Origin of the sequence: Burkholderia sp. WSM2230, from assembly GCF_000472445.1 — a bacterium.
Taxonomy (GTDB): Bacteria; Pseudomonadota; Gammaproteobacteria; order Burkholderiales; family Burkholderiaceae; genus Paraburkholderia.
In genome coordinates this window covers 154,853-175,339 of the sequence record NZ_AXAJ01000013.1, presented here as the reverse complement: position 1 = coordinate 175,339, position 20,487 = coordinate 154,853, and the positions used below count along the sequence as shown (strand labels likewise).

Here is a 20,487-nt window from a genome sequence, read left to right as displayed (position 1 = left end):
GCCGCCACGCCCGCCGCGAGGCCGCCGCCGCCGATCGGCACGAAGATCGCGTGAATCGGGCCCTGATGCTGGCTGAGAATCTCCATCGCCACGGTGCCCTGGCCGGCGATCACATAGGGGTCATCGAACGGATGCACGAAGGTCAGGCCGCGCTCTTCCTGCAGCTTCACCGCGTGGCCGTAGGCGTCGCTATACGATTCGCCGAACTGCACGACTTCGACGGTCGGCCCGCCGTGCGCGCGCACTGCATCGACCTTGACCTGCGGCGTCGTGACCGGCACCACGATGATNGCCTTCACGCCCATGCGNGCCGCNGAAAGCGCCACGCCCTGCGCNTGATTGCCCGCCGACGCGGTGATCACNCCGCGCGCGAGCGCGTCGGNGGGCATGTGGGCCATCTTGTTGTACGCGCCGCGCACCTTGAAGGAGAACACCGGCTGGTTGTCCTCGCGCTTCAGATANACNGGATTGCGCAGCCGCGCCGACAGATGCGGCGCGCGTTCGAGCTCGGTCTCGCGGGCCACGTCGTAGACGCGCGCGGTGAGGGTTTTTTTCAGGTAGTCGTGGGAGGCCATGCGAGTGGCGCGATGCGCTCAGGAAGGCGGAAAAGCATCAATGATAGCGCCAACGGTGCGAGCACTGGCCCAAGCGGCGTCGGGCCCCGTGACGAGGCCCGACCAGGTGCGTACCGCAAGCCTGCTAGAAGATATGCGGCGGCTTGCCGTCGGTGAGCTCGCGAGGCAACGGTTCGTCGAGTTCCCATTCGACATGCGGTAAAGCGAACAGGTCGCCGTGAAAGTCGACGGAACCTTCGCTCGTGAAAAGCCCGTCCAGGTAGTCGAACTTCAGTTGCGAAGAGACGGCGCGCAGTGCGGCATCCACCGAATGCGACGGTTGCAGATCGAGCGGGTCGACGTCGAGCCGAACCGTGTAGCGGCCGGCTTTGGTTTCCATCGCGCCGATGTCGATCAGCTTGCCGTCGACATTTTGCGCGAGAACGCGATCGCCGTTCGCGAACAGCCTGAATGTGGCCCGTAGCGCCGCGGATGCGGCGGGTTGCTTGCTTGCCATCGCGATTCTCCTTGTGAGTCGCTGCGTCGGGGCGGATTAACCGGCTTCGCCGACTTCCTTCGGATCGGGCAGGTTGTCGCCGCGGCCCGGCGCGGGCGGCGCCGGCTCGTTCTTCGTTGACTGCTTCTGCTTGTCGGAAAGCGTGCGGTCGCCGGCGGTCGGATCGTTAGGATTCTGGCGCGGCGGCGTCGGGCGGGCAGATTCGCTTGTCATGGTGAACTCCTTATCGATGCGTATGGGGCGAAGCCGGAAGGCTCAAAGTAGGCTCAGTCCGGCGAGCGCGTGCGGTCGGCTTCGGTTTGCGTGCCGGGCGGCGTGCCCGGTTTCGTGTCCGGACTGGCGGCTGGCGCAGCGTCTTCGAGGCGTCGCTCGTTGGAGCGCTCGTCGGAGCCGTCGGTGGGAATGTTCTCGGTATGGCCGGGCACCGGCTGCTGCTCGATGTGTCCGCCGCTCTTCGGATCGGGATCTGACATGCTGCGCCTCCGCGGATTACTGGTTCGTCATCAAGCCAGCATGCCGCGTGCCGCGCAGCTATCGCGGTCGCCGCCGGTACAGGTCTTCGACGATGAACGGCACGACCAGTCCGGCGCCGAATGCAACATAGACCACTGTGATTTGCGGCACGTCCAGGTGGTATTCGAAGCCCGGAGTAAAGCGCTTCGGCACGATCACGTAGTCGCTGAATGCGGCGAAAAGCGTCAAGCCGCTTGCCAGAGCGACGCGCTGACGGTGCTCGGAGCGGCAATCGCGGCACGGCTCGACCGACTGCTGAATGGCAGCCAGCGTGTACGCGTTGACGGCCGCCCATCCAATCGACATCAGGTGATGAATCGCCAGCCCGGTCACGAGGTGCCGCGGGCGCGGACGCGCCGTCTGGTTCGCTTCTTGCGGCCACACCCAGTGGCTCACGGCGCTGACAGGCGCGGCCGCCCGCTTGCCGATGAGCCGCGCGCAGGCACCGAGCGCCAGCGTCGAGAGCACGCCGGCAACGAGGCCAGGCAACACGATGTCTTCTAATGGTCGAACGTCCAGAGCCATGGTCATTTTCCTTGCAGGTGCTACCGGCATGATTGGAGCGCGAGTCGCGCACGCGCTGGTCGCGGCCGGCCACTCGGTCGTGTGCGGCGTGCGCGATCCCGTTGCCGCCGGACAGCGCTTGCGCGGCTGCCGGGTGGTTCCGGTCGACTTCGCGGGCCTTCGCGATATAGCAAGCTTGATGCCGCTGCTGGTGGGCGTCGATGTCGTAATCAATGCCGTGGGCATTTTCAGCGACGCGACCGGTCACGACTTCCGGCGCCTCCATACGGATGCGCCGATCATGCTGTTCAAGGCTGCCGTCGCTGCGGGCGTGCGGCGCATCGTGCAGATTTCCGCGCTCGGCGCGGATGCCGCCGCGCAAAGCCCCTATCACCGCAGCAAGCTTGCCGCCGACGAGGCGCTGCTCGCGTTGCCGGTTTCGTCGTTGATCGTGCAGCCGTCGCTCGTGTTTGCGCCGGAGGGCCGCAGCACGCGTTTTTTCGCCGCGTGGGCGACGCTCCCGGTCGTGCCGCTGCCGGGCGCGGGCGCACAGCGCATTCAGCCGGTTCATATCGACGATGTCGTCGATCTGATCGTGGCGGGCGCGCTGGCCGCGCCGGTCCGCGATGCGCCCACCGCGGCGGCCGGGCCGCCACGACGGGTCGCCGCCGTCGGCAAGGAGCCGATGACGTTAAAGGAATATCTGGCCGTGTTGCGGCGCGTAGCCGGCCGCCCGCGCGGCTGGTTCCTGCCTGTGCCGATGTCGCTCGTCAGGCTGGCAACGCGCCTCGGCGCGCTGCTGCCTGGCTCGCTGATGAGCGCCGACGCGCTCGCGATGCTCGAGCGCGGCAACGTCGCGCCGACCGACCGCTTCGAGCGGCTCCTGGGCAGGGCGCCGCGCGCGCTGCGGGAGATGCCCGCGGATAGCGAAGGCTTCGGCACGCGGGCGAAGCTGATGTGGCTGCTGCCGCTCTTGCGCGCGTCGATTGCGGCGGTGTGGATCTGGACCGCGATCGTGTCCGCCTGGCTGTATCCGCGCGCGTCGAGCCTTGAACTGCTGGCGCGGGTCGGGGCGCCGGCGGCCTTGGGACCCTTGCTGCTTTATGGCGCGGCGTTCGTCGATCTCGTGTTCGGCGTGCTCTCGCTCGCGTGGCCGCGCCGCCTCGGTTCGCGCGCGCGTCTTTGGGCTTTGCAGATCGCGCTGATCGTGGTTTATACGGCGCTCATCAGCTGGCGCTTGCCCGAGTTCTGGCTGCATCCATATGGGCCGCTCTCGAAGAACCTGCCCATGATCGCGCTGCTGATCCTGCTGATCCAGTTCGACGATGGCCCGGAGCGTTGGCTCGCCCCGCGGGTTAAGCCCGCAACCGGCTCAACAACCACGCCCCCAACGCGGCAATGAGTTGACCATGACTTATCTCGTGATCAAATGGCTGCATGTACTTTCGTCGACGATCCTGTTCGGTACCGGCATCGGCTCCGCGTTTTACATGCTGCTGACGAGCCTCGGCCGCGATACGAAGACGGTCGCGCGTGTCACGAAGCTCGTCGTGCTCGCCGACTGGCTGTTCACCACGCCCACCGCGATCGTGCAGCCCGCCACCGGCCTTTATCTCGTGCATCTCGCGAACATGCAGCTTGGTAGCCGCTGGCTCGCCTGGTCGATCGGGCTGTATGTGCTGGCTATCGCCTGCTGGCTGCCAGTCGTGGTCCTCCAGATGCGCCTTGCCGCGTCGGCTCGGGTAAGCGCCGACACGGGGCGTCCGTTGAGCGCCGCTTACTGGCGAATGCTGGCGATCTGGGCCGCGCTAGGCGCAGTCGCTTTTTTCGCGTTTGTCGGCATTTTCTGGCTGATGGTCACAAAGCTGGCCTGAGCGCGTTGGTAGCATAAGGCGCACGAGCACCGCGTGCAGCCTTGCATCGGCCTCCATGCGGCCTCGACGTGGCCTCCATGCCTGCCAGCGCGCGGGGGGCGTCGCGGCGCCGCGCGCGCGTGCCAGGCGCCGCCGCCGCTCGCATTCCAGCCGTCAACGCGTGGCTAGCCGATGCGGTAGAATTCCATTTTGGAGTAAGGATCGGAAGATGCACTGGCAGCCTCGGATCGCCCACTTGATGCCCGTCCCGCGTGAGTCTTGCCCCGCGGCGGAGCGTCACGTCCGCCACGCACGATCGTGTAGCAGTATCTGAGCGCCGCGAAGCGACCGACGTGGGTAGGCCGTCGGTGGCGCTTCGCTCCCAAGAAGATTTCCAAGCATTGCGCCCCACGCGCACCGTCAGACGGCGCCTCGCCATGAGCGCGCCGGGCTGATCCACCGAGTCGTCCGCACATGAACGCACCTCAAGTTTTCGACCCGCACGGAGCCGCCGCCGCGGTCGCCGCCGATCCCGAAGCGCGCCTGCGCGAAATTCCCTATAACTACACGTCGTTTTCCGACCGCGAAATCGTCATTCGCCTGCTGGGCAATGCTGCCTGGGACGCATTGGCCGAACTGCGTGCCGAACGCCGCACCGGCCGCTCGGCGCGCATGCTGTACGAAGTGCTCGGCGACATCTGGGTGGTGCGCCGCAATCCGTACTTGCAGGACGATCTGCTCGACAACCCGAAGCGCCGCGCGATGCTGATCGAGGCGCTGCATCACCGTCTGTCGGAGATCGAGAAGCGCCGCCGCGCCGATCTCACCGAACATGGCGACGAAGCGGGTGTCGACCGCGCGGCGCGCGTCGAAACGCTGGTGCAGGCTGCGCGGCGCGCCGTCGACGAATTCGAAAGCGAGTTCCAGAAGACCTACGATCTGCGCCGCCGCGCAACCAAAGTGCTCGGCCGTGTCACGGAAAAGGACAACATCAAGTTCGACGGTTTGTCGCGCGTCTCGCACGTGACAGACGCGACCGACTGGCGCGTTGAGTATCCGTTCGTCGTGCTGACGCCGGATACCGAAGCCGAGATCGCCGGCATGATCAAGGCGTGTTTCGAGCTCGGGCTGACCGTGATTCCGCGTGGCGGCGGCACGGGCTACACGGGCGGCGCAGTGCCGCTTACGCCGTTCTCGGCCGTCATCAACACCGAGAAGCTTGAACAGCTCGGCGCGGTTGAAATGACCGAGCTGCCGGGCGTCGACCGCAAGGTCCCGACCATTTTCTCCGGCGCGGGCGTCGTCACGCGCCGGGTAACCGAGGCGGCCGAGCAGGCGGGCTTCGTGTTCGCCGTCGATCCGACTTCGCTCGACGCGTCCTGCGTGGGCGGCAACGTCGCGATGAACGCGGGCGGCAAGAAAGCGGTGCTGTGGGGCACGGCGCTCGACAACCTCGCCTGGTGGCGCATGGTCGATCCGGAAGGCAACTGGCTCGAAGTCACGCGTCTGGCTCACAACCTCGGCAAGATTCACGACGTGGAGGTCGCGCGGTTCGAGCTGAAATGGTTCGACGGCAACTATGCGCCGGGCGAGAAGCTGTTGCGCACGGAGTCGCTCGACATCAAGGGCCGCGTGTTCCGCAAGGAAGGCCTCGGCAAGGACGTCACCGATAAATTCCTCGCCGGTCTGCCGGGCGTGCAGAAGGAGGGCTGCGACGGCCTGATCACGTCGGCGCGCTGGGTGCTGCACAAGATGCCGGCGCATACGCGCACCGTCTGCCTCGAGTTCTTCGGCCAGGCGCGCGAGGCGATTCCGAGCATCGTCGAAATCAAGGATTACCTGTTCGAAACCTCGAAGCAGGGCGGCGCGATTCTCGCCGGCCTCGAACACCTCGATGAGCGCTATCTGCGCGCGGTCGGCTATGCGACCAAGAGCAAGCGCAACGCGTTTCCGAAGATGGTGCTGATCGGCGATATCGTCGGCAATGACGCGGACGCGGTCGCGCAAGCCACGTCGGAAGTCGTGCGAATGGCCAACGGCAAGAGCGGCGAGGGCTTCGTCGCAGTCAGCGCCGAGGCGCGCAAGCGCTTCTGGCTCGACCGCAGCCGCACCGCCGCGATCGCGAAGCACACCAACGCGTTCAAGATCAACGAAGACGTGGTGATTCCGCTCGACCGCATGGGCGAATACACGGACGGCATCGAGCGGATCAACATCGAGCTGTCCATCAAGAACAAGCTGCAACTGGTCGACGCGCTGGAAGCGTTCTTCAGGGGCGGCAAGCTGCCGCTCGGCAAGAGCGACGACGCCAACGAAATTCCGAGCGCCGAGCTGTTGGAAGACCGCGTGCAACAGGCGCTGGATCTGCTCAAGCGCGTGCGTACGCGCTGGGAATTCTTGCGCGACAAGCTGGATCTGTCGTTGCGCGAGGCTCAGCACTATCTGGTTGGTCTCGGCTATGAGGCGCTCGCAGAAAAATTCGCCGACCGCGCTGACGCGCAGCCCGACGCGACCGTGTTCCATGTCACGCAGGACCGCACGATCCGCGTCTCGTGGAAGCAGGAGATTCGCGCCGAACTGCGGCAGATCTTCAACGGCGGCGAGTTCAAGCCGATCCTCGACGAAGCGCAGGCCATCCACAAGCAGGTGTTGCGCGGCCGCGTGTTCGTCGCGCTGCACATGCACGCGGGCGACGGCAACGTCCACACAAACCTGCCGGTCAACTCGGACAACTACGAGATGCTGCAGGACGCCCACACGGCGGTCGCGCGCATCATGAAGCTCGCGCGTTCGCTCGACGGCGTGATTTCCGGCGAGCACGGCATCGGCATTACGAAGCTCGAGTTCCTGACCGACGACGAAATCGGCGAGTTCCGCAAGTACAAGCAGCGCGTCGATCCGCATGGCCGCTTCAACGCGGGCAAGCTGCTCGAAGGCGCCGATCTGCGCAACGCCTACACGCCGAGCTTCGGCCTGATGGGCTACGAATCGCTAATCATGCAGCAGAGCGACATCGGCGCAATTTCCGAGTCGATCAAAGACTGCCTGCGCTGCGGCAAGTGCAAGCCGGTGTGCGCGACCCATGTGCCGCGCGCGAACCTGCTGTACAGCCCGCGCAACAAGATTCTCGCGACTTCGCTGCTGGTCGAGGCGTTCCTGTACGAAGAGCAAACGCGCCGCGGCGTGTCCATCAAGCATTGGGACGAATTCGGCGACGTCGCCGATCACTGCACCGTCTGCCATAAATGCGTGACGCCGTGCCCGGTGAAGATCGACTTCGGCGACGTGACCATGAACATGCGCAACCTGCTGCGCAAGATGGGCAAGAAGAAGTTCAATCCGGGCAACGCGGCCGGCATGTTCTTCCTCAATGCGACGAATCCGCAGACGATCAACCTCGCGCGCACCGCGATGATGGGCATTGGCTACAAGGCGCAGCGCCTCGGCAACGAAGTGCTGAAGAAGTTCGCGAAGAAGCAGACGGCGCATCCGCCGGCAACCGTCGGCAAGCCGCCGGTCACCGAGCAGGTGATCCACTTCATGAACAAGAAGATGCCCGGCAATTTGCCGAAGAAAACCGCGCGCGCGCTGCTCGATATCGAGGACAACAAGATTGTCCCGATCATCCGCAATCCGAAGACGACCACCGCCGACACGGAAGCGGTGTTCTACTTCCCCGGCTGCGGCTCCGAGCGGCTCTTTTCGCAAGTGGGGCTTGCGACGCAGGCCATGCTGTGGGAAGCGGGCGTGCAAACGGTGCTGCCGCCGGGGTATCTCTGCTGCGGCTATCCGCAGCGCGGCTCTGGACAGTACGACAAAGCCGAGCAGATCGTCACGGACAACCGCGTGCTGTTTCACCGCGTCGCGAATACGCTCAACTATCTCGACATCAAGACGGTGGTGGTGTCGTGCGGCACGTGCTACGACCAGCTCGCCGGTTATGAATTCGACAAGATTTTCCCGGGCTGCCGGATCATCGACATTCACGAATTCCTGCTTGAAAAGGGCATGAAGCTCGACGGCGTGACGGGCACGCGGTACATGTACCACGACCCCTGCCACACGCCGATCAAGACGATGGACCCGGTCAAGCTCGTCAATTCGCTGATGGGCTCGGAGAAAGACGGCTACAGGATCGAGAAGAACGATCGCTGCTGCGGCGAGTCGGGCACGCTCGCGGTCACGCGTCCTGACATTTCGACGCAGGTGCGTTTCCGCAAGGAAGAGGAAATCCGCAAGGGCGCGGCGAAGCTGCGCGGGATTCCGCTCATCGCCGAGGCCGGCGCGAACGCCATCAATCCGGCCAATGCATCGGCCGGCACGGCGGGCGCGGCGAACGGCTCGGTGTTAAAGGCCGGCGACGGTCCGCAACCGAAGGGTGCCACCGACGTCAAGATCCTCACGAGCTGCCCGTCCTGCCTGCAAGGCCTGTCGCGCTACAACGAAGATGCGGGCATCGAGGCGGATTACATCGTCGTCGAAATGGCACGTCACGTGCTCGGAGAAGACTGGATGGTCGACTACGTGCAGCGGGCGAACAATGGCGGAATCGAGCGCGTGCTGGTTTAATGGCACGACTGACGATTTTTGCCCGAGGACGACGATGGATTGCGTTTTTTGCCGTGAAGATGGCGGCGATGTGCTGTGGCAGGACGACACGTTGCGTGTCGTCCTCGCCGACGAACACGATTACCCAGGTTTTTGCCGGGTGATCTGGAACGAGCACGTGGCGGAGTTTTCGGACCTCGATGCGGCGGGCCGCGATCGCGTGATGAAGGTCGTGTATGCCGTCGAGCGCGCGATGCGGCGCGTCCTCCAGCCGGCGAAGGTGAATCTAGCCAGCCTCGGCAATCAGGTGCCGCATGTGCACTGGCACGTCATTCCGCGTTTCTCGAACGACGCTCATTTTCCGCTGCCGATCTGGGCGCCGCGGCAACGCACGGTGTCCGAAGCGATGCTGTCCTCCCGCCGCGCGCAAGCCACGCTGCTGCGCGAGGCGGTGCGGCACGAAATCGGACAGGCGCTCGCCTGAGCGACACAACCCGCCGCTGCGCGCCATGTCCCTCGCGGGGCACATTGGGTGCGGCGGCGTTTTCATATTGAGGCCATCATGAGCGGACTGACTCCCGATACTCCGGTGCCGACCGGTGTGGTCGTGCATTCAAAGTCGCGCGTGCTCGAATTGCAGTACGCGAGCGGCGAATCGTACCGGCTGCCGTTCGAGTTGCTGCGCGTGTATTCGCCGTCGGCGGAAGTGCAGGGCCACGGCCCCGGCCAGGAAACGCTGCAAACCGGCAAGCGCGACGTCACTATCACGATGATCGAGGGCGTCGGCAACTACGCGATCCAGCCGACATTTTCCGACGGACACTCCACCGGCATCTATTCGTGGGATCTGCTCTACGACCTGGCGCGGCGCCAGGACGAACTCTGGCGCGCGTATCTCGACAAACTGGCTGCGGCCGGCGTCGACCGCGACACGCCGATGGCCGAGGCCGGCGCTGCGCACGGTCACCGTCACTGATACGATTCGCCAGACCTGCCGCACGCATGCGGCGCAACATTTCAGAATACGCGGAAAGGACAAGCGCGATGAGCAAAACCCACTTCGGCTTTCAATCGGTCGACGAACAGGAAAAGGCGCAGAAGGTGGCGGGCGTGTTTCACTCGGTTGCCGCCAACTACGACTTGATGAACGACCTGATGTCGGGCGGGTTGCACCGGGCGTGGAAGATGTTCACGATCGCCCAGGCCAATGTGCGGCCCGGCTACAAGGTGCTCGATATCGCGGGCGGCACGGGCGACCTGTCCAAGGCATTCGCGAAGCAGGCGGGCGAAACGGGCGAGGTCTGGCATACCGACATCAACGAGTCCATGCTGCGCGTGGGCCGCGACCGGCTGCTCGACAAAGGCGTGATCACGCCGGCGCTGCTCTGCGACGCCGAGAAAGTCCCTTTTCCGGACAATTATTTCGACGTCGTGACCGTGGCATTCGGCTTGCGCAACATGACGCATAAGGACGTCGCGCTGGCCGAAATGCGCCGCGTGCTTAAGCCGGCGGGGCGTCTGCTGGTTCTCGAGTTCTCAAAGGTCTGGGACCCGCTGAAAAAAGCCTACGACGTCTATTCGTTCAAGGTGCTGCCGTGGCTTGGCGAGCGCTTTGCGAAAGACGCCGACAGCTACCGCTACCTGGCGGAGTCCATCCGCATGCATCCGGATCAGGAAACCTTGAAAACAATGATGGAACAAGCGGGCCTGGATGGCGTCAAATATTACAATTTGTCAGCTGGCGTGGTAGCTTTACATGTGGGGACCAAATACTAGGGTTCCTAACCCGCCGATTTTTAAAGGAAAGCACCAAAATGTCCGATTCAGTGTCGTTATCTCCCCGTAAGGTAAAGCAGTCGCTGGCGAGAAGAATCGGACTGATCGCGATGGTCGGTCTGATCGCGGCCGGCTCGCTTGCCTCGCTCGACGCCGAAGCGCGCCGCATGGGCGGTGGCCGTAGCATCGGCCGTCAGTCGAACACCGTTCAGCAGCAGCATCAGGCGACGCCTTCGCAACCCTCGCCGACCAATCCGGCCATGCAGCAGCAGCGCGCGCAACCCGCGCCCGCTCCTGCACCGGCGCCCGCCCCGCAACCCAACCGCTCGCGCTGGCTCGGGCCGATCGCCGGTCTGGCCGCCGGTCTCGGCATTGCTGCGCTGCTGTCGCACTTTGGTCTGGGCGGCGCGTTCGCCGGCGCCATGGCCAACATCATCGTGATTGCATTGCTGGCGATGATCGGCATCTGGCTGATCCGCCGCTTCATGGGCCGCAAGCGCGATACGTCGCAGCCGGCTTATGCGGGCCAATCGCCGTCGCTGAATTCCGGCGCCACGGGCTACACGCAGGAGCCTCGCTATACGGCGCCGCCTACCGGCTCGTATCTGGAACCGCAAGGCAATCCGCTGACCACGCCGTCGGTGGGCGCCACGCCGAGCGTGCCGGCCGGCTTCGATTCTGAAGCGTTCCTGCGCAACGCGAAGGTCTATTTCGTGCGCCTGCAAGCCGCGTGGGACGTCGGCAATATCGAAGACATTCGCGAATTCACCACGCCGGAAATGTTCGCCGAGGTACGCGTCGATCTGGCTTCGCGCGGCGCCGGAACCAATCAGACGGATGTCGTGCAGTTGAACGCCGATCTGCTGGGCGTGGAAGAGCGCGCGAACGAGTACTTTGCGAGCGTGCGCTTCTCGGGCCTGATTCGCGAAGCGCCGGGCGCGCCCGCCGAGCCGTTCGTCGAGGTGTGGAATCTGTCGAAGGCGAATCGTGCTGGCGAAGGCTGGTTGCTGGCCGGCATCCAGCAGGTCGCGCAGCACTGAGGCAGAGCGGCGGCGCGGGGCGCTTGCCTTCAGCCTCCGCTTGAAACGTTCGCTCAAGGTTCGCCGTGGTCGGCTCGGCGTCGGATCAGTGTTGAGCCGTTGTTGAGCGACCGTGGTGCAACAATCCCGTCACGGCTGACTCACCGTAGAGCGCGGTTAGCCGTTCGGCCGGGCAGGCCGCGAAGCGAACGGACGTTACAATAGGAACCCGCGTGAGCAGTCGCTCGCGCGGGTTTTTTCTTGCCACCTTCAATGACCCTCGCCGCCAAGCCCTTCGTCGCCGCCGTCAATCATCTGCTCGCTCGCGAATCGTGGGCTCGCGAGCGCCTCGCTCCTTACGCGGGCAAGACCGCCAGACTGTCGTCGCCGCCGCTCGTGCTGACGCTGCTGGTGCAGCCGGACGGCTATCTGGGCACCGTCGGCGAAACCGACGCGCAGCAGTTCGACGTCACGCTTTCCGTGCCGGCCGACGCATTGCCCGCATTCGTGCAGGGCGGTCAGGCCGCCGTCATGAAGCACGTGAAGATCGAGGGCGACGCGGAGTTCGCCACGGTCATCGCCAAACTCGCGGAGCATCTGCGCTGGGAGCCGGAGGAAGATCTGGCGAAGCTGATCGGCGACGGCCCCGCATGGCGGGTTGCGTCGATCGTGCGCACGGTCGGCGAACATGTGCAGCGCACTGGCCGCAACCTGCTCGACACCGCCAGCGAATATCTGCTCGACGAGAATCCGCAACTCGTGCGCCGCGCCGCACTGGCCGACTTCAACGCCGAACTCGCGCAAGCGCGCGACGCCCTTGCGCGAGTCGAAAAACGGCTTCAGCGTCTTGAACAGAAGGTCGAAGCCCGCGGCGCCGCCGCGCCGGGCAGCGCCGCCACGTCGCGCGGCACGCGCTAGTCACCGGGCATAACTATGCGTTTTCTGCGTTTTCTCAAGATTTTCTTCACGGTTATCCGCTTCGGTCTCGACGAGATGATGCTCGGCCGGGTCAACGACCGGCGCGTTCGCATGCTGCTGCGTATCACCACGGTCGGCCGGAAGTTCGACGCGCCGCCGGGCGTGCGCTTGCGCCTCGCGCTGGAAAGCCTCGGGCCGATCTTCGTCAAGTTCGGGCAAGTGCTGTCCACACGGCGCGATCTGTTGCCGGTCGATATCGCCAACGAACTTGCGAAGCTTCAGGACCAGGTGCCGCCGTTCGATTCCGCTGTGGCGATCGCGCTCGTCGAGAAGTCGCTTGGCGCGCCGGTGGACGTGCTGTTCGACGATTTCGAGCGGGTCCCGGTGGCGAGCGCGTCGATCGCGCAAGTGCACTTCGCGACGGTCAAGGCCGGGCAGCACGCGGGCAAGGCCGTCGCCGTGAAGGTGCTGCGCCCGAATATGCTGCCGGTCATCGACTCGGACCTTGCGTTGCTGCGCGACATCGCCGTGTGGGCCGAGCGCCTTTGGGCCGACGGCAAACGCCTGAAGCCGCGCGAGGTGGTGGCCGAGTTCGACAAATATCTGCACGACGAGCTCGATCTGATGCGCGAGGCGGCCAACGGCAGCCAGCTGCGCCGCAATTTTGCCGGCCTCGATCTGCTGCTCGTGCCCGAAATGTACTGGGAGTTCTGCACGCCCACCGTGCTCGTGATGGAGCGCATGGTCGGCGTGCCGATCAGCCAGGTCGACACGCTGCGAGCGGCGGGCGTGGATATTCCGAAGCTAGCGCGCGAAGGCGTCGAGATTTTCTTTACTCAGGTGTTCCGCGACGGCTTTTTCCATGCGGACATGCACCCGGGCAACATTCAGGTGAGCCTCGATCCGGCGCACTTCGGCCGCTATATCGCTTTGGATTTCGGCATTATCGGGGCGCTGTCGGACTTTGACAAAAACTACCTCGCGCAGAATTTTCTCGCGTTTTTCAAGCGCGACTACCATCGCGTCGCGACGCTGCATCTCGAGTCGGGCTGGGTGCCGCCGACCACCCGCGTCGAGGAGCTGGAAAGCGCAATTCGCGCGGTGTGCGAGCCGTATTTCGACCGCGCGCTGAAGGACATTTCGCTCGGTCAGGTGCTGATGCGTCTTTTCTCGACGTCGCGCCGCTTCAACGTCGAAATCCAGCCGCAGCTCGTGCTGCTGCAAAAAACCATGCTCAACGTCGAAGGGCTCGGTCGTTCGCTCGATCCGGAACTCGATTTGTGGAAGACGGCGAAGCCCTATCTTGAGCGCTGGATGAACGAGCAGATCGGCGTGCGCGGCTGGTACGAGCGCTTGAAGATCGAGGCGCCGCAATGGAGCAAGACCCTGCCGCAATTGCCGCGGCTGATCCATCATGTGCTGGCTGAGCGCCACGATCACGCGCGCGCCGGGAACGACGACATGATCCAGCAGATCCTGCTCGAGCAAAAGCGTACTAATCGGCTGCTGCAGGGCTTGCTGTTGTTCGGCGTTGCGGTCGGTGTCGGCGCGGCGTTGGCACGCGTGTTCCTCGCGCTGGCGTACGGCGCCTGAGCGATCAATTCAGAGGCGAGCGATGAGCGATCCGACCCAATCCCCAATGCCCGAATTCGAGAGCCGCGATCCGAACTCGCCGGCCTTCTGGGACGAGCGTTTCGAGCGGCATTTCACGCCATGGGACCAGGCGGGCGTGCCGTCGGCGTTTGAGGTTTTCGCGAGGCGGCACGCTGGCGAGGCCGTGCTGATTCCGGGCTGCGGCAGCGCGTATGAAGCCGCGTGGCTGGCCGCGCACGGCAGTCCGGTCCGCGCGATCGACTTCTCGCACGCTGCCGTCGCGGCGGCGCGCGCGCAGTTGGGCGAACAGCGCGCGCAGCTCGTTGAACAAGCCGATTTCTTCGCCTACGAGCCGCCGTTCACGCCCGCGTGGATCTATGAGCGCGCGTTTCTTTGCGCGTTGCCGCCGGCGCGCCGCGGTGACTACGCGCGGCGCATGGCCGAGCTTTTGCCGGCGGGCGCGCTGCTCGCCGGGTTCTTTTTTCTCGGCGCAACGCCGAAAGGGCCGCCGTTCGGCATGGAGCGCTCCGAACTGGAGACACTGCTCGCGCCGCATTTCGAACTGGTCGAAGACGAGCCGGTAAGCGATTCGATTCCCGTGTTTGCAGGGCGCGAGCGCTGGCTGACGTGGCGCCGCCGCGCCTGAGCGTAAGCCGTCGCGACACGCTTGCAGGGTGAAGGAGGCAGCGCGCGAGCCTCGAGCGGCGGGCTCTTGATTTTTGCCCGGAGCGCCCCCATTTGGCGCAACGGCGGTCGCGTCGGGCGCTAATCCCAAAATGGCGGGGAGCGTTTCGGTTTGCGGCTATAATTCAAGGCTTTGCAAGCGTTTACAAGATTTCAGTAGGGAAACGGTCATGCCGATCTACGCTTATCGTTGCGAGTCATGCGGCTTCGGGAAGGACGTGCTTCAGAAGATGAGCGACCCCCAGTTGACGCAATGTCCCGAATGCGGGAAAGACACTTTTCGTAAACAGGTCACGGCCGCGGGCTTCCAGTTGAAGGGCTCGGGCTGGTACGTGACCGACTTCCGCGGCGGCAACGGCAGTGCGGGCGCGCCCGCGAACGGCGCCACGAATGGTGCGGATAACGGCGCTTCGAACGGCAACGGCGCGGCCAAATCCGACACGGCCACGGCAAGCAGCTCCGCCGCCACGCCGGCCGCGCCCACTGCGGCGCCGGCTGCCGCAGCGACAAGCGGCTCAGGCGGCGCCTAGTAGCACGGCCGCCCTCGCGGGCGGCGCACACCCCGCGCGTTGCTCAGGCGGCGCGGCATTCTGGCGGTACACATGACGACGAAAAAAACGACGCTCAAATCGGTGTTCCTGACTGGCCTCCTGGTGCTGGTGCCTTTGGCCATCACGCTGTGGGTGCTCGGTCTCATCATCGGTACGATGGACCAGACGCTGTTGCTGCTGCCGAGCGCATGGCAGCCCGAGCGCGCGTTCGGCTTCCGCCTGCCTGGCCTTGGCGCGGTGCTCACACTCGCGTTCATTTTTGTCGTCGGCCTGCTGACGCAGAACTTCGTTGGGCAAAAGCTGGTGAAGTGGTGGGAGGTCGTGGTTGCGCACATTCCGGTGGTCGGGCCGATCTACACGAGCGTCAAGCAGGTGTCCGATACGCTGCTGTCGAGCAGCGGCAACGCGTTTCGCAAGGCGCTGCTGATCGAATATCCGCGCCGCGGCTGCTATACGATTGCGTTTCTGACCGGCATTCCGGGCGGCGACGTGATCAATCACCTGAAAGAAGATCACGTCAGCGTATATGTGCCGACCACCCCGAACCCCACGTCCGGCTTCTTCCTGATGGTGCCCAAGAGCGAAGTGATCGAACTCGACATGACGGTCGACGCCGCGCTCAAGTACATCGTCTCGATGGGCGTCGTGGCGCCGTCCGCGCCGCCGGCGCCGGTGCGCCGCACGACCGTCGAGCCTCCGCTGTAATGCGGGCGCGCCGCGTTTCACCGCGGCGCGCCGTTTAACCAATGCAAAACGAAAGTCAAACATCATGTCGATGAGATCTGAATACTGCGGTCTGGTGACCGAAGAACTGCTGGGCCAAACCGTCTCGCTGTGCGGCTGGGTGAGCCGCCGCCGCGACCATGGCGGCGTTATCTTCATCGACCTGCGTGACCGCGAAGGCCTCGTTCAGGTCGTCTGCGACCCGGACCGTGCGGAGATGTTCAAGGCCGCCGAAGGCGTGCGCAACGAATTCTGTCTGCAGATCAAGGGCGTGGTGCGCAGCCGTCCGGAAGGCACGACGAACGCCGCGCTGAAAAGCGGCAAGATCGAAGTGCTGTGCCACGAGCTGATCGTGCTGAACGCGTCGATCACGCCGCCGTTCCAGCTCGACGACGACAACCTGTCGGAAACCACGCGTCTCACGCATCGTGTGCTCGACCTGCGCCGTCCGCAGATGCAGCACAACCTGCGTTTGCGCTACCGCGTCGCGATCGAAGTGCGCAAGTACCTCGACACGCTCGGCTTCATCGACATCGAAACGCCGATGCTGACCAAGAGCACGCCGGAAGGTGCGCGCGACTACCTCGTGCCGTCGCGTACCAACCCGGGCCAGTTCTTCGCGCTGCCGCAATCGCCGCAGCTCTTCAAGCAGTTGCTGATGGTCGCGAACTTCGACCGTTACTACCAGATCACAAAGTGCTTCCGCGACGAAGACCTGCGCGCCGACCGTCAGCCGGAATTCACGCAGATCGACTGCGAGACCTCGTTCCTCTCGGAGCAGGAAATCCGCGATCTGTTTGAAGCGATGATCCGTCACGTGTTCAAGGAAACGATCGGCGTCGAGCTCGACGCGAAGTTCCCGGTCATGGAGTATTCGGAAGCCATGCGCCGTTTCGGTTCGGACAAGCCGGACCTGCGCGTCAAGCTCGAATTCACCGACCTGACGGACGCGGTCAAGGACGTCGAATTCAAGGTGTTCAGCACGCCGGCCAACTCGAAGGACGGCCGCGTCGCGGCCATCCGCGTGCCGAAGGGTGGCGAGCTTTCGCGCGGCGACATCGACAGCTACACGGAATTCGTGCGCATCTACGGCGCGAAGGGCCTCGCGTGGATCAAGGTAAACGAAGTGGCGAAGGGCCGTGACGGTCTGCAAAGCCCGATCGTCAAGAACCTGCACGACGAAGCGGTCAAGGCGATCATCGAGCGCACGGGCGCGCAAGACGGCGACATCATTTTCTTCGCGGCAGATCGCGCGAAGGTGGTGAACGACAGCCTGGGCGCGCTGCGCCTGAAGATCGGCCATTCGGAATTCGGCAAGGCCAATGGTCTCGTCGAGTCCGGCTGGAAGCCGCTGTGGGTGGTTGACTTCCCGATGTTCGAATACGACGAGGAAGACAACCGCTACGTGGCCGCGCACCATCCGTTCACGAGCCCGAAGGACGAGCACCTCGAATACCTGGAATCGGACCCGGCGCGCTGCCTCGCCAAGGCCTATGACATGGTGCTGAACGGCTGGGAAATCGGCGGCGGCTCGGTGCGTATTCACCGCGAAGAAGTGCAGAGCAAGGTGTTCCGCGCGCTGAAGATCAACGCGGAAGAAGCGCAAGCCAAGTTCGGCTTCCTGCTCGACGCGCTGCAATATGGTGCGCCTCCGCACGGCGGCATCGCCTTCGGCCTCGACCGCATCGTCACGATGATGGCAGGCGCCGATTCGATCCGCGACGTCATCGCGTTCCCGAAGACGCAGCGCGCGCAGGACCTGCTCACGCAGGCGCCGAGCGAAGTGGACGAGCGTCAGTTGCGCGAGTTGCATATCCGTCTGCGCACGCCGGAACCGAAAGCGTAATGGCCTGAAGGCAATGGCTTCAGGCGACTGAGTGCTGTCTGAAAACGACAGCTGACGCAAAACAGAAAGGCGCGGGAGGAAACTCCGGCGCCTTTTTCGTTTTTTGCGTTACAGTCGATGCAACAAGGTTTGACCAATCCTCGACCACACTCCGACATGTATCGCGCAAGCATTGCGCCTGCTTTTCACGCCATGCCGAAACCGCCGAAGATCCCGCAGTCCGTACTCGTTGTGATTCATACGCCCTCGCTCGACGTGCTGTTGATCGAGCGCGCCGATATGCCGGGCTTCTGGCAATCCGTGACCGGCTCAAAAGACCGGATCGACGAACCGCTCGCAGAAACGGCAAGACGGGAAGTGGCCGAAGAGACGGGCATCGTGATCGGCAGCGCGCTGGTGCCGCAAAGCGCACTCTTCGACTGGCAATACTCGATCGAGTATGAGATTTATCCGCAGTTCCTGCATCGCTACGCCGAAGGCGTGATCCACAACACCGAGCACTGGTTCAGCGTCGAAGTGCCTGAGCGGCTTGAAGTCACGCTCGCGCCGCGCGAGCACACGGCGTTTCTCTGGCTGCCGTATGAAGAGGCGGCGTCGCGCTGTTTTTCTTCGTCGAATGCGGATGCGATCCTGCAATTGCCGAAGAGGTTGAGCGGGCGTTCGGAGTCTCGCCGATGAGCGTCGGCGGCGCACGCCGTTTCGCCCGTCTGCGGCAATCGCTGCTCGGCCGCCGCTATTGGCAGCGCTACCGCTTCACAAGCGGCAACGAAGTCAAGCTGCTGCGCTCCGGCGACGAGTTCTTCAGCGCGCTCGTGCAGCGCGTGGATGCCGCCGAGCGCGACGTCGTCCTCGAAACCTATATTTTTTGCTACGACGAAGCCGGGCAATTGGTGAACGCGGCGCTGCTGCGCGCGGCGGCGCGCGGCGTGCGTGTGCGCGTGATCACCGACGGCGTAGGCACCGCGCGCCTGCCGATGTTCGACGAGTGGGCCGGCACGGGCATCGAGCATCGCATCTACAACCCGCATATCTTTGGGCGCTTCGGTTTCTCGCGCACGCATCGCAAGCTGGCCGTGATCGACGATCAGTTTGCGTACTGCGGCGGCATCAATATCGTCGACGATTACGAGAACAACGGCGAGACCCTGCCTTTTCGGCGCTGGGATTTCGCGGTCGAATTGCAGGGGCCCGTGGTCAATGACGTGCGCCAGGCATTTGAAGTGCAATGGCGGCGGATTCGCGTCGGGCATCGGCCAATCCACCAACTCGAGCCGGATCTCACGCCGAAGACCAAGGCGTCGCTCGGCAGCCTGCGCCGTCGCCGCCGGCGCCGCAACGAGGAACTGTGGGCCGGGGGTGAGCCGTGCGTCGCTTTCGTCGCGCGCGACAACCTGATCAACCGCCGCGCAATCGAAAAGGCGTATCTGACTGCAATCGGCCAGGCTCGCAGCGAGGTGCTGCTCGCGAATCCGTACTTCATGCCCGGCCGGAAGCTGCGGCGCGCGCTCGTCTATGCGGCGCGGCGTGGCGTGGTGGTGAAGCTGATCATTGGGCGCAAGGAGTTCAAGGCGCTCGACTACGCCGTGCCCTTCCTCTATCGCGCGTTGCTTAGAGCCGGCGTGCAGATCGCCGAGTACGAGAAAACCCTGCTGCACGGCAAGGTCGCGGTGGTCGACTCCAACTGGGCGACCGTGGGCTCGTCCAATCTGGACGCGCTCAGCCTGATGCTGAACAACGAAGCGAACGTGGTGCTGGTGAACGACCGGTCCATCGAAGCGCTTCGGGAAGCCATCCTCGCTGCCTTCAAGGACGCGCGGCGCATCGACGAAGCGCATTACGACGCCCGCCCGGCCGGCGAGCGCCTGCTCAACTGGCTCGCCTACACCACGTATCGGCTCGCAATGAAGCTTCTGACGGTGGGCGGTTACGACTAGATTCGACGGGCGCGGGTTCTGGATGCGTCGGCAGAGCAAGCGAAGCTTTCGTCCGAGCAAGCGGCGACTCAAGGCGAACTCCTCTAAAAAATCCGATTCGTCTGATTGCCATATGCCCCAAAATTGAAACCAGGTTAGAAACCGGTTTCTAATAAAGTCCTTGTTTCGCGGACGGCCCCACTCAATAATAGTACGGCCGTTCGATTTTTGATTCGGTCACATTAGAACGGTAAAAGCTATGCGAAAAGGCGAACAAACGCGAGCCGCAATTCTCGATGCAGCACTTGATCTTGCAAGCCGCGACGGACTCGAGGGTCTGACGATCGGCCTCCTGGCCGAGCGGATGCAAATGAGTAAAAGCGGCGTGTTTGCGCACTTCGGGTCGCGCGAGGACTTGCAGGTGGAAGTCGTGCGCGAATACCACCGTCGTTTCGAAGACGAGGTGTTTTTCCCGAGCTTGCGCGAGCCGCGCGGATTGCCGCGCCTGCGCGCGATGCTTTCCCGCTGGATCGAAAAGCGCATTCAGGAAGTCACCACCGGGTGCATCTACATCAGCGGTGCCGTCGAGTACGACGACCGTGCGGACAACCCGGTGCGCGAGCAACTGGTGTCGAGTGTGACGATGTGGCGGGCGGCGCTCACTCGCGCAATTTCGCAGGCAATGGATGAAGGGCATCTGCGCGCGGACACCGACCCGCAGTTGATGCTGTTCGAACTGTATAGCTTCACGCTCGGTCTGCATCACGACGCGCGCTTTCTGCATCTGCCGGATGCGGTGCGTCTCACGTGGGCCGCGCTGGAAAAACTGATTGTTTCGTATCAAAGCGGGAGCCGTTAGCCGAAGCCGCCGGACCTGAAAAAAACGGCGGCATGAGCGGCAAAGCGCAAAAAGCGCTCAGGCGACAGACGAGATCCGCATCAGGCACTCGCGCTAACGGCCTCGCTTATTGTTCA

General features: G+C 64.1%; 21 protein-coding genes. 16 read left to right on the top strand and 5 right to left on the bottom strand.

The window, feature by feature from the left end; translation table 11 throughout:
* The 5 genes from A3AC_RS0122930 to A3AC_RS0122910 form a co-directional block, all read right to left on the bottom strand.
* Positions 1 to 575, bottom strand: a 575-nt coding sequence (locus tag A3AC_RS0122930; RefSeq protein WP_025601714.1) for a pyridoxal-phosphate dependent enzyme, incomplete at its 3' end; no start/stop codon positions are given.
* A gap of 124 nt (positions 576 to 699) precedes the next feature.
* Positions 700 to 1,071: a hypothetical protein gene (locus A3AC_RS0122925; RefSeq protein WP_025601711.1), complete on the bottom strand. Its 372-nt coding sequence runs from the start codon at positions 1,069 to 1,071 to the stop codon at positions 700 to 702.
* Positions 1,072 to 1,107: 36 nt separating this feature from the next.
* Positions 1,108 to 1,284 (bottom strand): hypothetical protein, encoded by a 177-nt coding sequence (locus A3AC_RS30800; protein WP_198018030.1) that lies wholly within the window; start codon positions 1,282 to 1,284, stop codon positions 1,108 to 1,110.
* 53 nt (positions 1,285 to 1,337) lie between these two features.
* Positions 1,338 to 1,544, bottom strand: a complete 207-nt coding sequence (locus A3AC_RS0122915) for a hypothetical protein (RefSeq protein WP_025601710.1) — start codon at positions 1,542 to 1,544, stop codon at positions 1,338 to 1,340.
* 58 nt (positions 1,545 to 1,602) lie between these two features.
* Positions 1,603 to 2,109 (bottom strand): hypothetical protein, encoded by a 507-nt coding sequence (locus tag A3AC_RS0122910; protein ID WP_025601708.1) that lies wholly within the window; start codon positions 2,107 to 2,109, stop codon positions 1,603 to 1,605.
* Here A3AC_RS0122910 and A3AC_RS0122905 point away from each other — a divergent pair.
* From A3AC_RS0122905 to A3AC_RS0122830, 16 genes are all read left to right on the top strand, one after another.
* Positions 2,108 to 3,490: an SDR family oxidoreductase gene (locus tag A3AC_RS0122905; protein WP_025601706.1), complete on the top strand. Its 1,383-nt coding sequence runs from the start codon at positions 2,108 to 2,110 to the stop codon at positions 3,488 to 3,490. The two genes, A3AC_RS0122910 and A3AC_RS0122905, sit on opposite strands and share 2 nt — an antisense overlap.
* Before the next feature lie 7 nt (positions 3,491 to 3,497).
* On the top strand, positions 3,498 to 3,962 hold the full coding sequence (locus A3AC_RS0122900) for a DUF2269 family protein (RefSeq protein ID WP_025601705.1): 465 nt from the start codon (positions 3,498 to 3,500) through the stop codon (positions 3,960 to 3,962).
* A gap of 453 nt (positions 3,963 to 4,415) precedes the next feature.
* Positions 4,416 to 8,510: a DUF3683 domain-containing protein gene (locus A3AC_RS0122895; protein WP_025601704.1), complete on the top strand. Its 4,095-nt coding sequence runs from the start codon at positions 4,416 to 4,418 to the stop codon at positions 8,508 to 8,510.
* Between the two features lie 34 nt (positions 8,511 to 8,544).
* On the top strand, positions 8,545 to 8,973 hold the full coding sequence (locus A3AC_RS0122890) for an HIT family protein (RefSeq protein ID WP_025601702.1): 429 nt from the start codon (positions 8,545 to 8,547) through the stop codon (positions 8,971 to 8,973).
* 78 nt (positions 8,974 to 9,051) lie between these two features.
* Positions 9,052 to 9,465 (top strand): gamma-butyrobetaine hydroxylase-like domain-containing protein, encoded by a 414-nt coding sequence (locus A3AC_RS0122885; RefSeq protein ID WP_025601700.1) that lies wholly within the window; start codon positions 9,052 to 9,054, stop codon positions 9,463 to 9,465.
* A gap of 68 nt (positions 9,466 to 9,533) precedes the next feature.
* Entirely contained in the window at positions 9,534 to 10,265 is a 732-nt protein-coding gene (ubiE, locus tag A3AC_RS0122880; protein WP_025601699.1) for a bifunctional demethylmenaquinone methyltransferase/2-methoxy-6-polyprenyl-1,4-benzoquinol methylase UbiE, read from the top strand.
* A 38-nt stretch (positions 10,266 to 10,303) separates the two neighbouring features.
* Positions 10,304 to 11,305, top strand: coding sequence for a Tim44 domain-containing protein (locus tag A3AC_RS0122875; RefSeq protein WP_025601697.1), 1,002 nt, complete (start codon positions 10,304 to 10,306; stop codon positions 11,303 to 11,305).
* A gap of 252 nt (positions 11,306 to 11,557) precedes the next feature.
* The gene (locus tag A3AC_RS0122870) at positions 11,558 to 12,202 is read left to right on the top strand and encodes a ubiquinone biosynthesis accessory factor UbiJ (protein ID WP_025601695.1); all 645 of its coding nucleotides are present in this window, start codon (positions 11,558 to 11,560) and stop codon (positions 12,200 to 12,202) included.
* Positions 12,203 to 12,217: 15 nt separating this feature from the next.
* The gene (ubiB, locus tag A3AC_RS0122865) at positions 12,218 to 13,795 is read left to right on the top strand and encodes a ubiquinone biosynthesis regulatory protein kinase UbiB (RefSeq protein ID WP_025601694.1); all 1,578 of its coding nucleotides are present in this window, start codon (positions 12,218 to 12,220) and stop codon (positions 13,793 to 13,795) included.
* Positions 13,796 to 13,817: 22 nt separating this feature from the next.
* Positions 13,818 to 14,441 carry a methyltransferase domain-containing protein gene (locus tag A3AC_RS0122860; RefSeq protein WP_025601692.1) on the top strand — a complete coding sequence of 208 codons (624 nt, stop codon included), beginning with the start codon at positions 13,818 to 13,820 and terminating at the stop codon, positions 14,439 to 14,441.
* A 208-nt stretch (positions 14,442 to 14,649) separates the two neighbouring features.
* A complete protein-coding gene (locus A3AC_RS0122855; protein WP_025601690.1) occupies positions 14,650 to 15,009 on the top strand; it encodes an FmdB family zinc ribbon protein in 360 nt (119 codons plus the stop codon).
* 72 nt (positions 15,010 to 15,081) lie between these two features.
* The gene (locus tag A3AC_RS0122850; RefSeq protein ID WP_025601689.1) at positions 15,082 to 15,735 is read left to right on the top strand and encodes a DUF502 domain-containing protein; all 654 of its coding nucleotides are present in this window, start codon (positions 15,082 to 15,084) and stop codon (positions 15,733 to 15,735) included.
* A 64-nt stretch (positions 15,736 to 15,799) separates the two neighbouring features.
* Positions 15,800 to 17,599: an aspartate--tRNA ligase gene (gene aspS / locus A3AC_RS0122845; RefSeq protein ID WP_025601687.1), complete on the top strand. Its 1,800-nt coding sequence runs from the start codon at positions 15,800 to 15,802 to the stop codon at positions 17,597 to 17,599.
* Between the two features lie 192 nt (positions 17,600 to 17,791).
* Complete coding sequence (gene nudB / locus A3AC_RS0122840) at positions 17,792 to 18,277, top strand: dihydroneopterin triphosphate diphosphatase (protein WP_025601686.1); 486 nt, start codon at positions 17,792 to 17,794, stop codon at positions 18,275 to 18,277.
* A complete protein-coding gene (gene clsB / locus A3AC_RS0122835; RefSeq protein WP_025601683.1) occupies positions 18,274 to 19,533 on the top strand; it encodes a cardiolipin synthase ClsB in 1,260 nt (419 codons plus the stop codon). The genes nudB and clsB overlap by 4 nt, the downstream gene beginning before the upstream one ends.
* A gap of 238 nt (positions 19,534 to 19,771) precedes the next feature.
* The gene (locus A3AC_RS0122830) at positions 19,772 to 20,371 is read left to right on the top strand and encodes a TetR/AcrR family transcriptional regulator (protein WP_025601681.1); all 600 of its coding nucleotides are present in this window, start codon (positions 19,772 to 19,774) and stop codon (positions 20,369 to 20,371) included.
* The last annotated feature ends 116 nt before the right edge of the window (positions 20,372 to 20,487 follow it).

What these genes read in the sequence shown, in the direction of transcription:
- A3AC_RS0122925 (WP_025601711.1), bottom strand. Translation starts at nt 1,071, where the DNA reads ATGGCAAGCAAGCAACCCGCCGCATCCGCGGCGCTACGGGCCACATTC.
- A3AC_RS30800 (WP_198018030.1), bottom strand. Translation starts at nt 1,284, where the DNA reads ATGACAAGCGAATCTGCCCGCCCGACGCCGCCGCGCCAGAATCCTAAC.
- A3AC_RS0122915 (WP_025601710.1), bottom strand. Translation starts at nt 1,544, where the DNA reads ATGTCAGATCCCGATCCGAAGAGCGGCGGACACATCGAGCAGCAGCCG.
- A3AC_RS0122905 (WP_025601706.1), top strand. Translation starts at nt 2,108, where the DNA reads ATGGTCATTTTCCTTGCAGGTGCTACCGGCATGATTGGAGCGCGAGTC.
- A3AC_RS0122910 (WP_025601708.1), bottom strand. Translation starts at nt 2,109, where the DNA reads ATGGCTCTGGACGTTCGACCATTAGAAGACATCGTGTTGCCTGGCCTC.
- A3AC_RS0122900 (WP_025601705.1), top strand. Translation starts at nt 3,498, where the DNA reads ATGACTTATCTCGTGATCAAATGGCTGCATGTACTTTCGTCGACGATC.
- A3AC_RS0122895 (WP_025601704.1), top strand. Translation starts at nt 4,416, where the DNA reads ATGAACGCACCTCAAGTTTTCGACCCGCACGGAGCCGCCGCCGCGGTC.
- A3AC_RS0122890 (WP_025601702.1), top strand. Translation starts at nt 8,545, where the DNA reads ATGGATTGCGTTTTTTGCCGTGAAGATGGCGGCGATGTGCTGTGGCAG.
- A3AC_RS0122885 (WP_025601700.1), top strand. Translation starts at nt 9,052, where the DNA reads ATGAGCGGACTGACTCCCGATACTCCGGTGCCGACCGGTGTGGTCGTG.
- ubiE (WP_025601699.1), top strand. Translation starts at nt 9,534, where the DNA reads ATGAGCAAAACCCACTTCGGCTTTCAATCGGTCGACGAACAGGAAAAG.
- A3AC_RS0122875 (WP_025601697.1), top strand. Translation starts at nt 10,304, where the DNA reads ATGTCCGATTCAGTGTCGTTATCTCCCCGTAAGGTAAAGCAGTCGCTG.
- A3AC_RS0122870 (WP_025601695.1), top strand. Translation starts at nt 11,558, where the DNA reads ATGACCCTCGCCGCCAAGCCCTTCGTCGCCGCCGTCAATCATCTGCTC.
- ubiB (WP_025601694.1), top strand. Translation starts at nt 12,218, where the DNA reads ATGCGTTTTCTGCGTTTTCTCAAGATTTTCTTCACGGTTATCCGCTTC.
- A3AC_RS0122860 (WP_025601692.1), top strand. Translation starts at nt 13,818, where the DNA reads ATGAGCGATCCGACCCAATCCCCAATGCCCGAATTCGAGAGCCGCGAT.
- A3AC_RS0122855 (WP_025601690.1), top strand. Translation starts at nt 14,650, where the DNA reads ATGCCGATCTACGCTTATCGTTGCGAGTCATGCGGCTTCGGGAAGGAC.
- A3AC_RS0122850 (WP_025601689.1), top strand. Translation starts at nt 15,082, where the DNA reads ATGACGACGAAAAAAACGACGCTCAAATCGGTGTTCCTGACTGGCCTC.
- aspS (WP_025601687.1), top strand. Translation starts at nt 15,800, where the DNA reads ATGTCGATGAGATCTGAATACTGCGGTCTGGTGACCGAAGAACTGCTG.
- nudB (WP_025601686.1), top strand. Translation starts at nt 17,792, where the DNA reads ATGCCGAAACCGCCGAAGATCCCGCAGTCCGTACTCGTTGTGATTCAT.
- clsB (WP_025601683.1), top strand. Translation starts at nt 18,274, where the DNA reads ATGAGCGTCGGCGGCGCACGCCGTTTCGCCCGTCTGCGGCAATCGCTG.
- A3AC_RS0122830 (WP_025601681.1), top strand. Translation starts at nt 19,772, where the DNA reads ATGCGAAAAGGCGAACAAACGCGAGCCGCAATTCTCGATGCAGCACTT.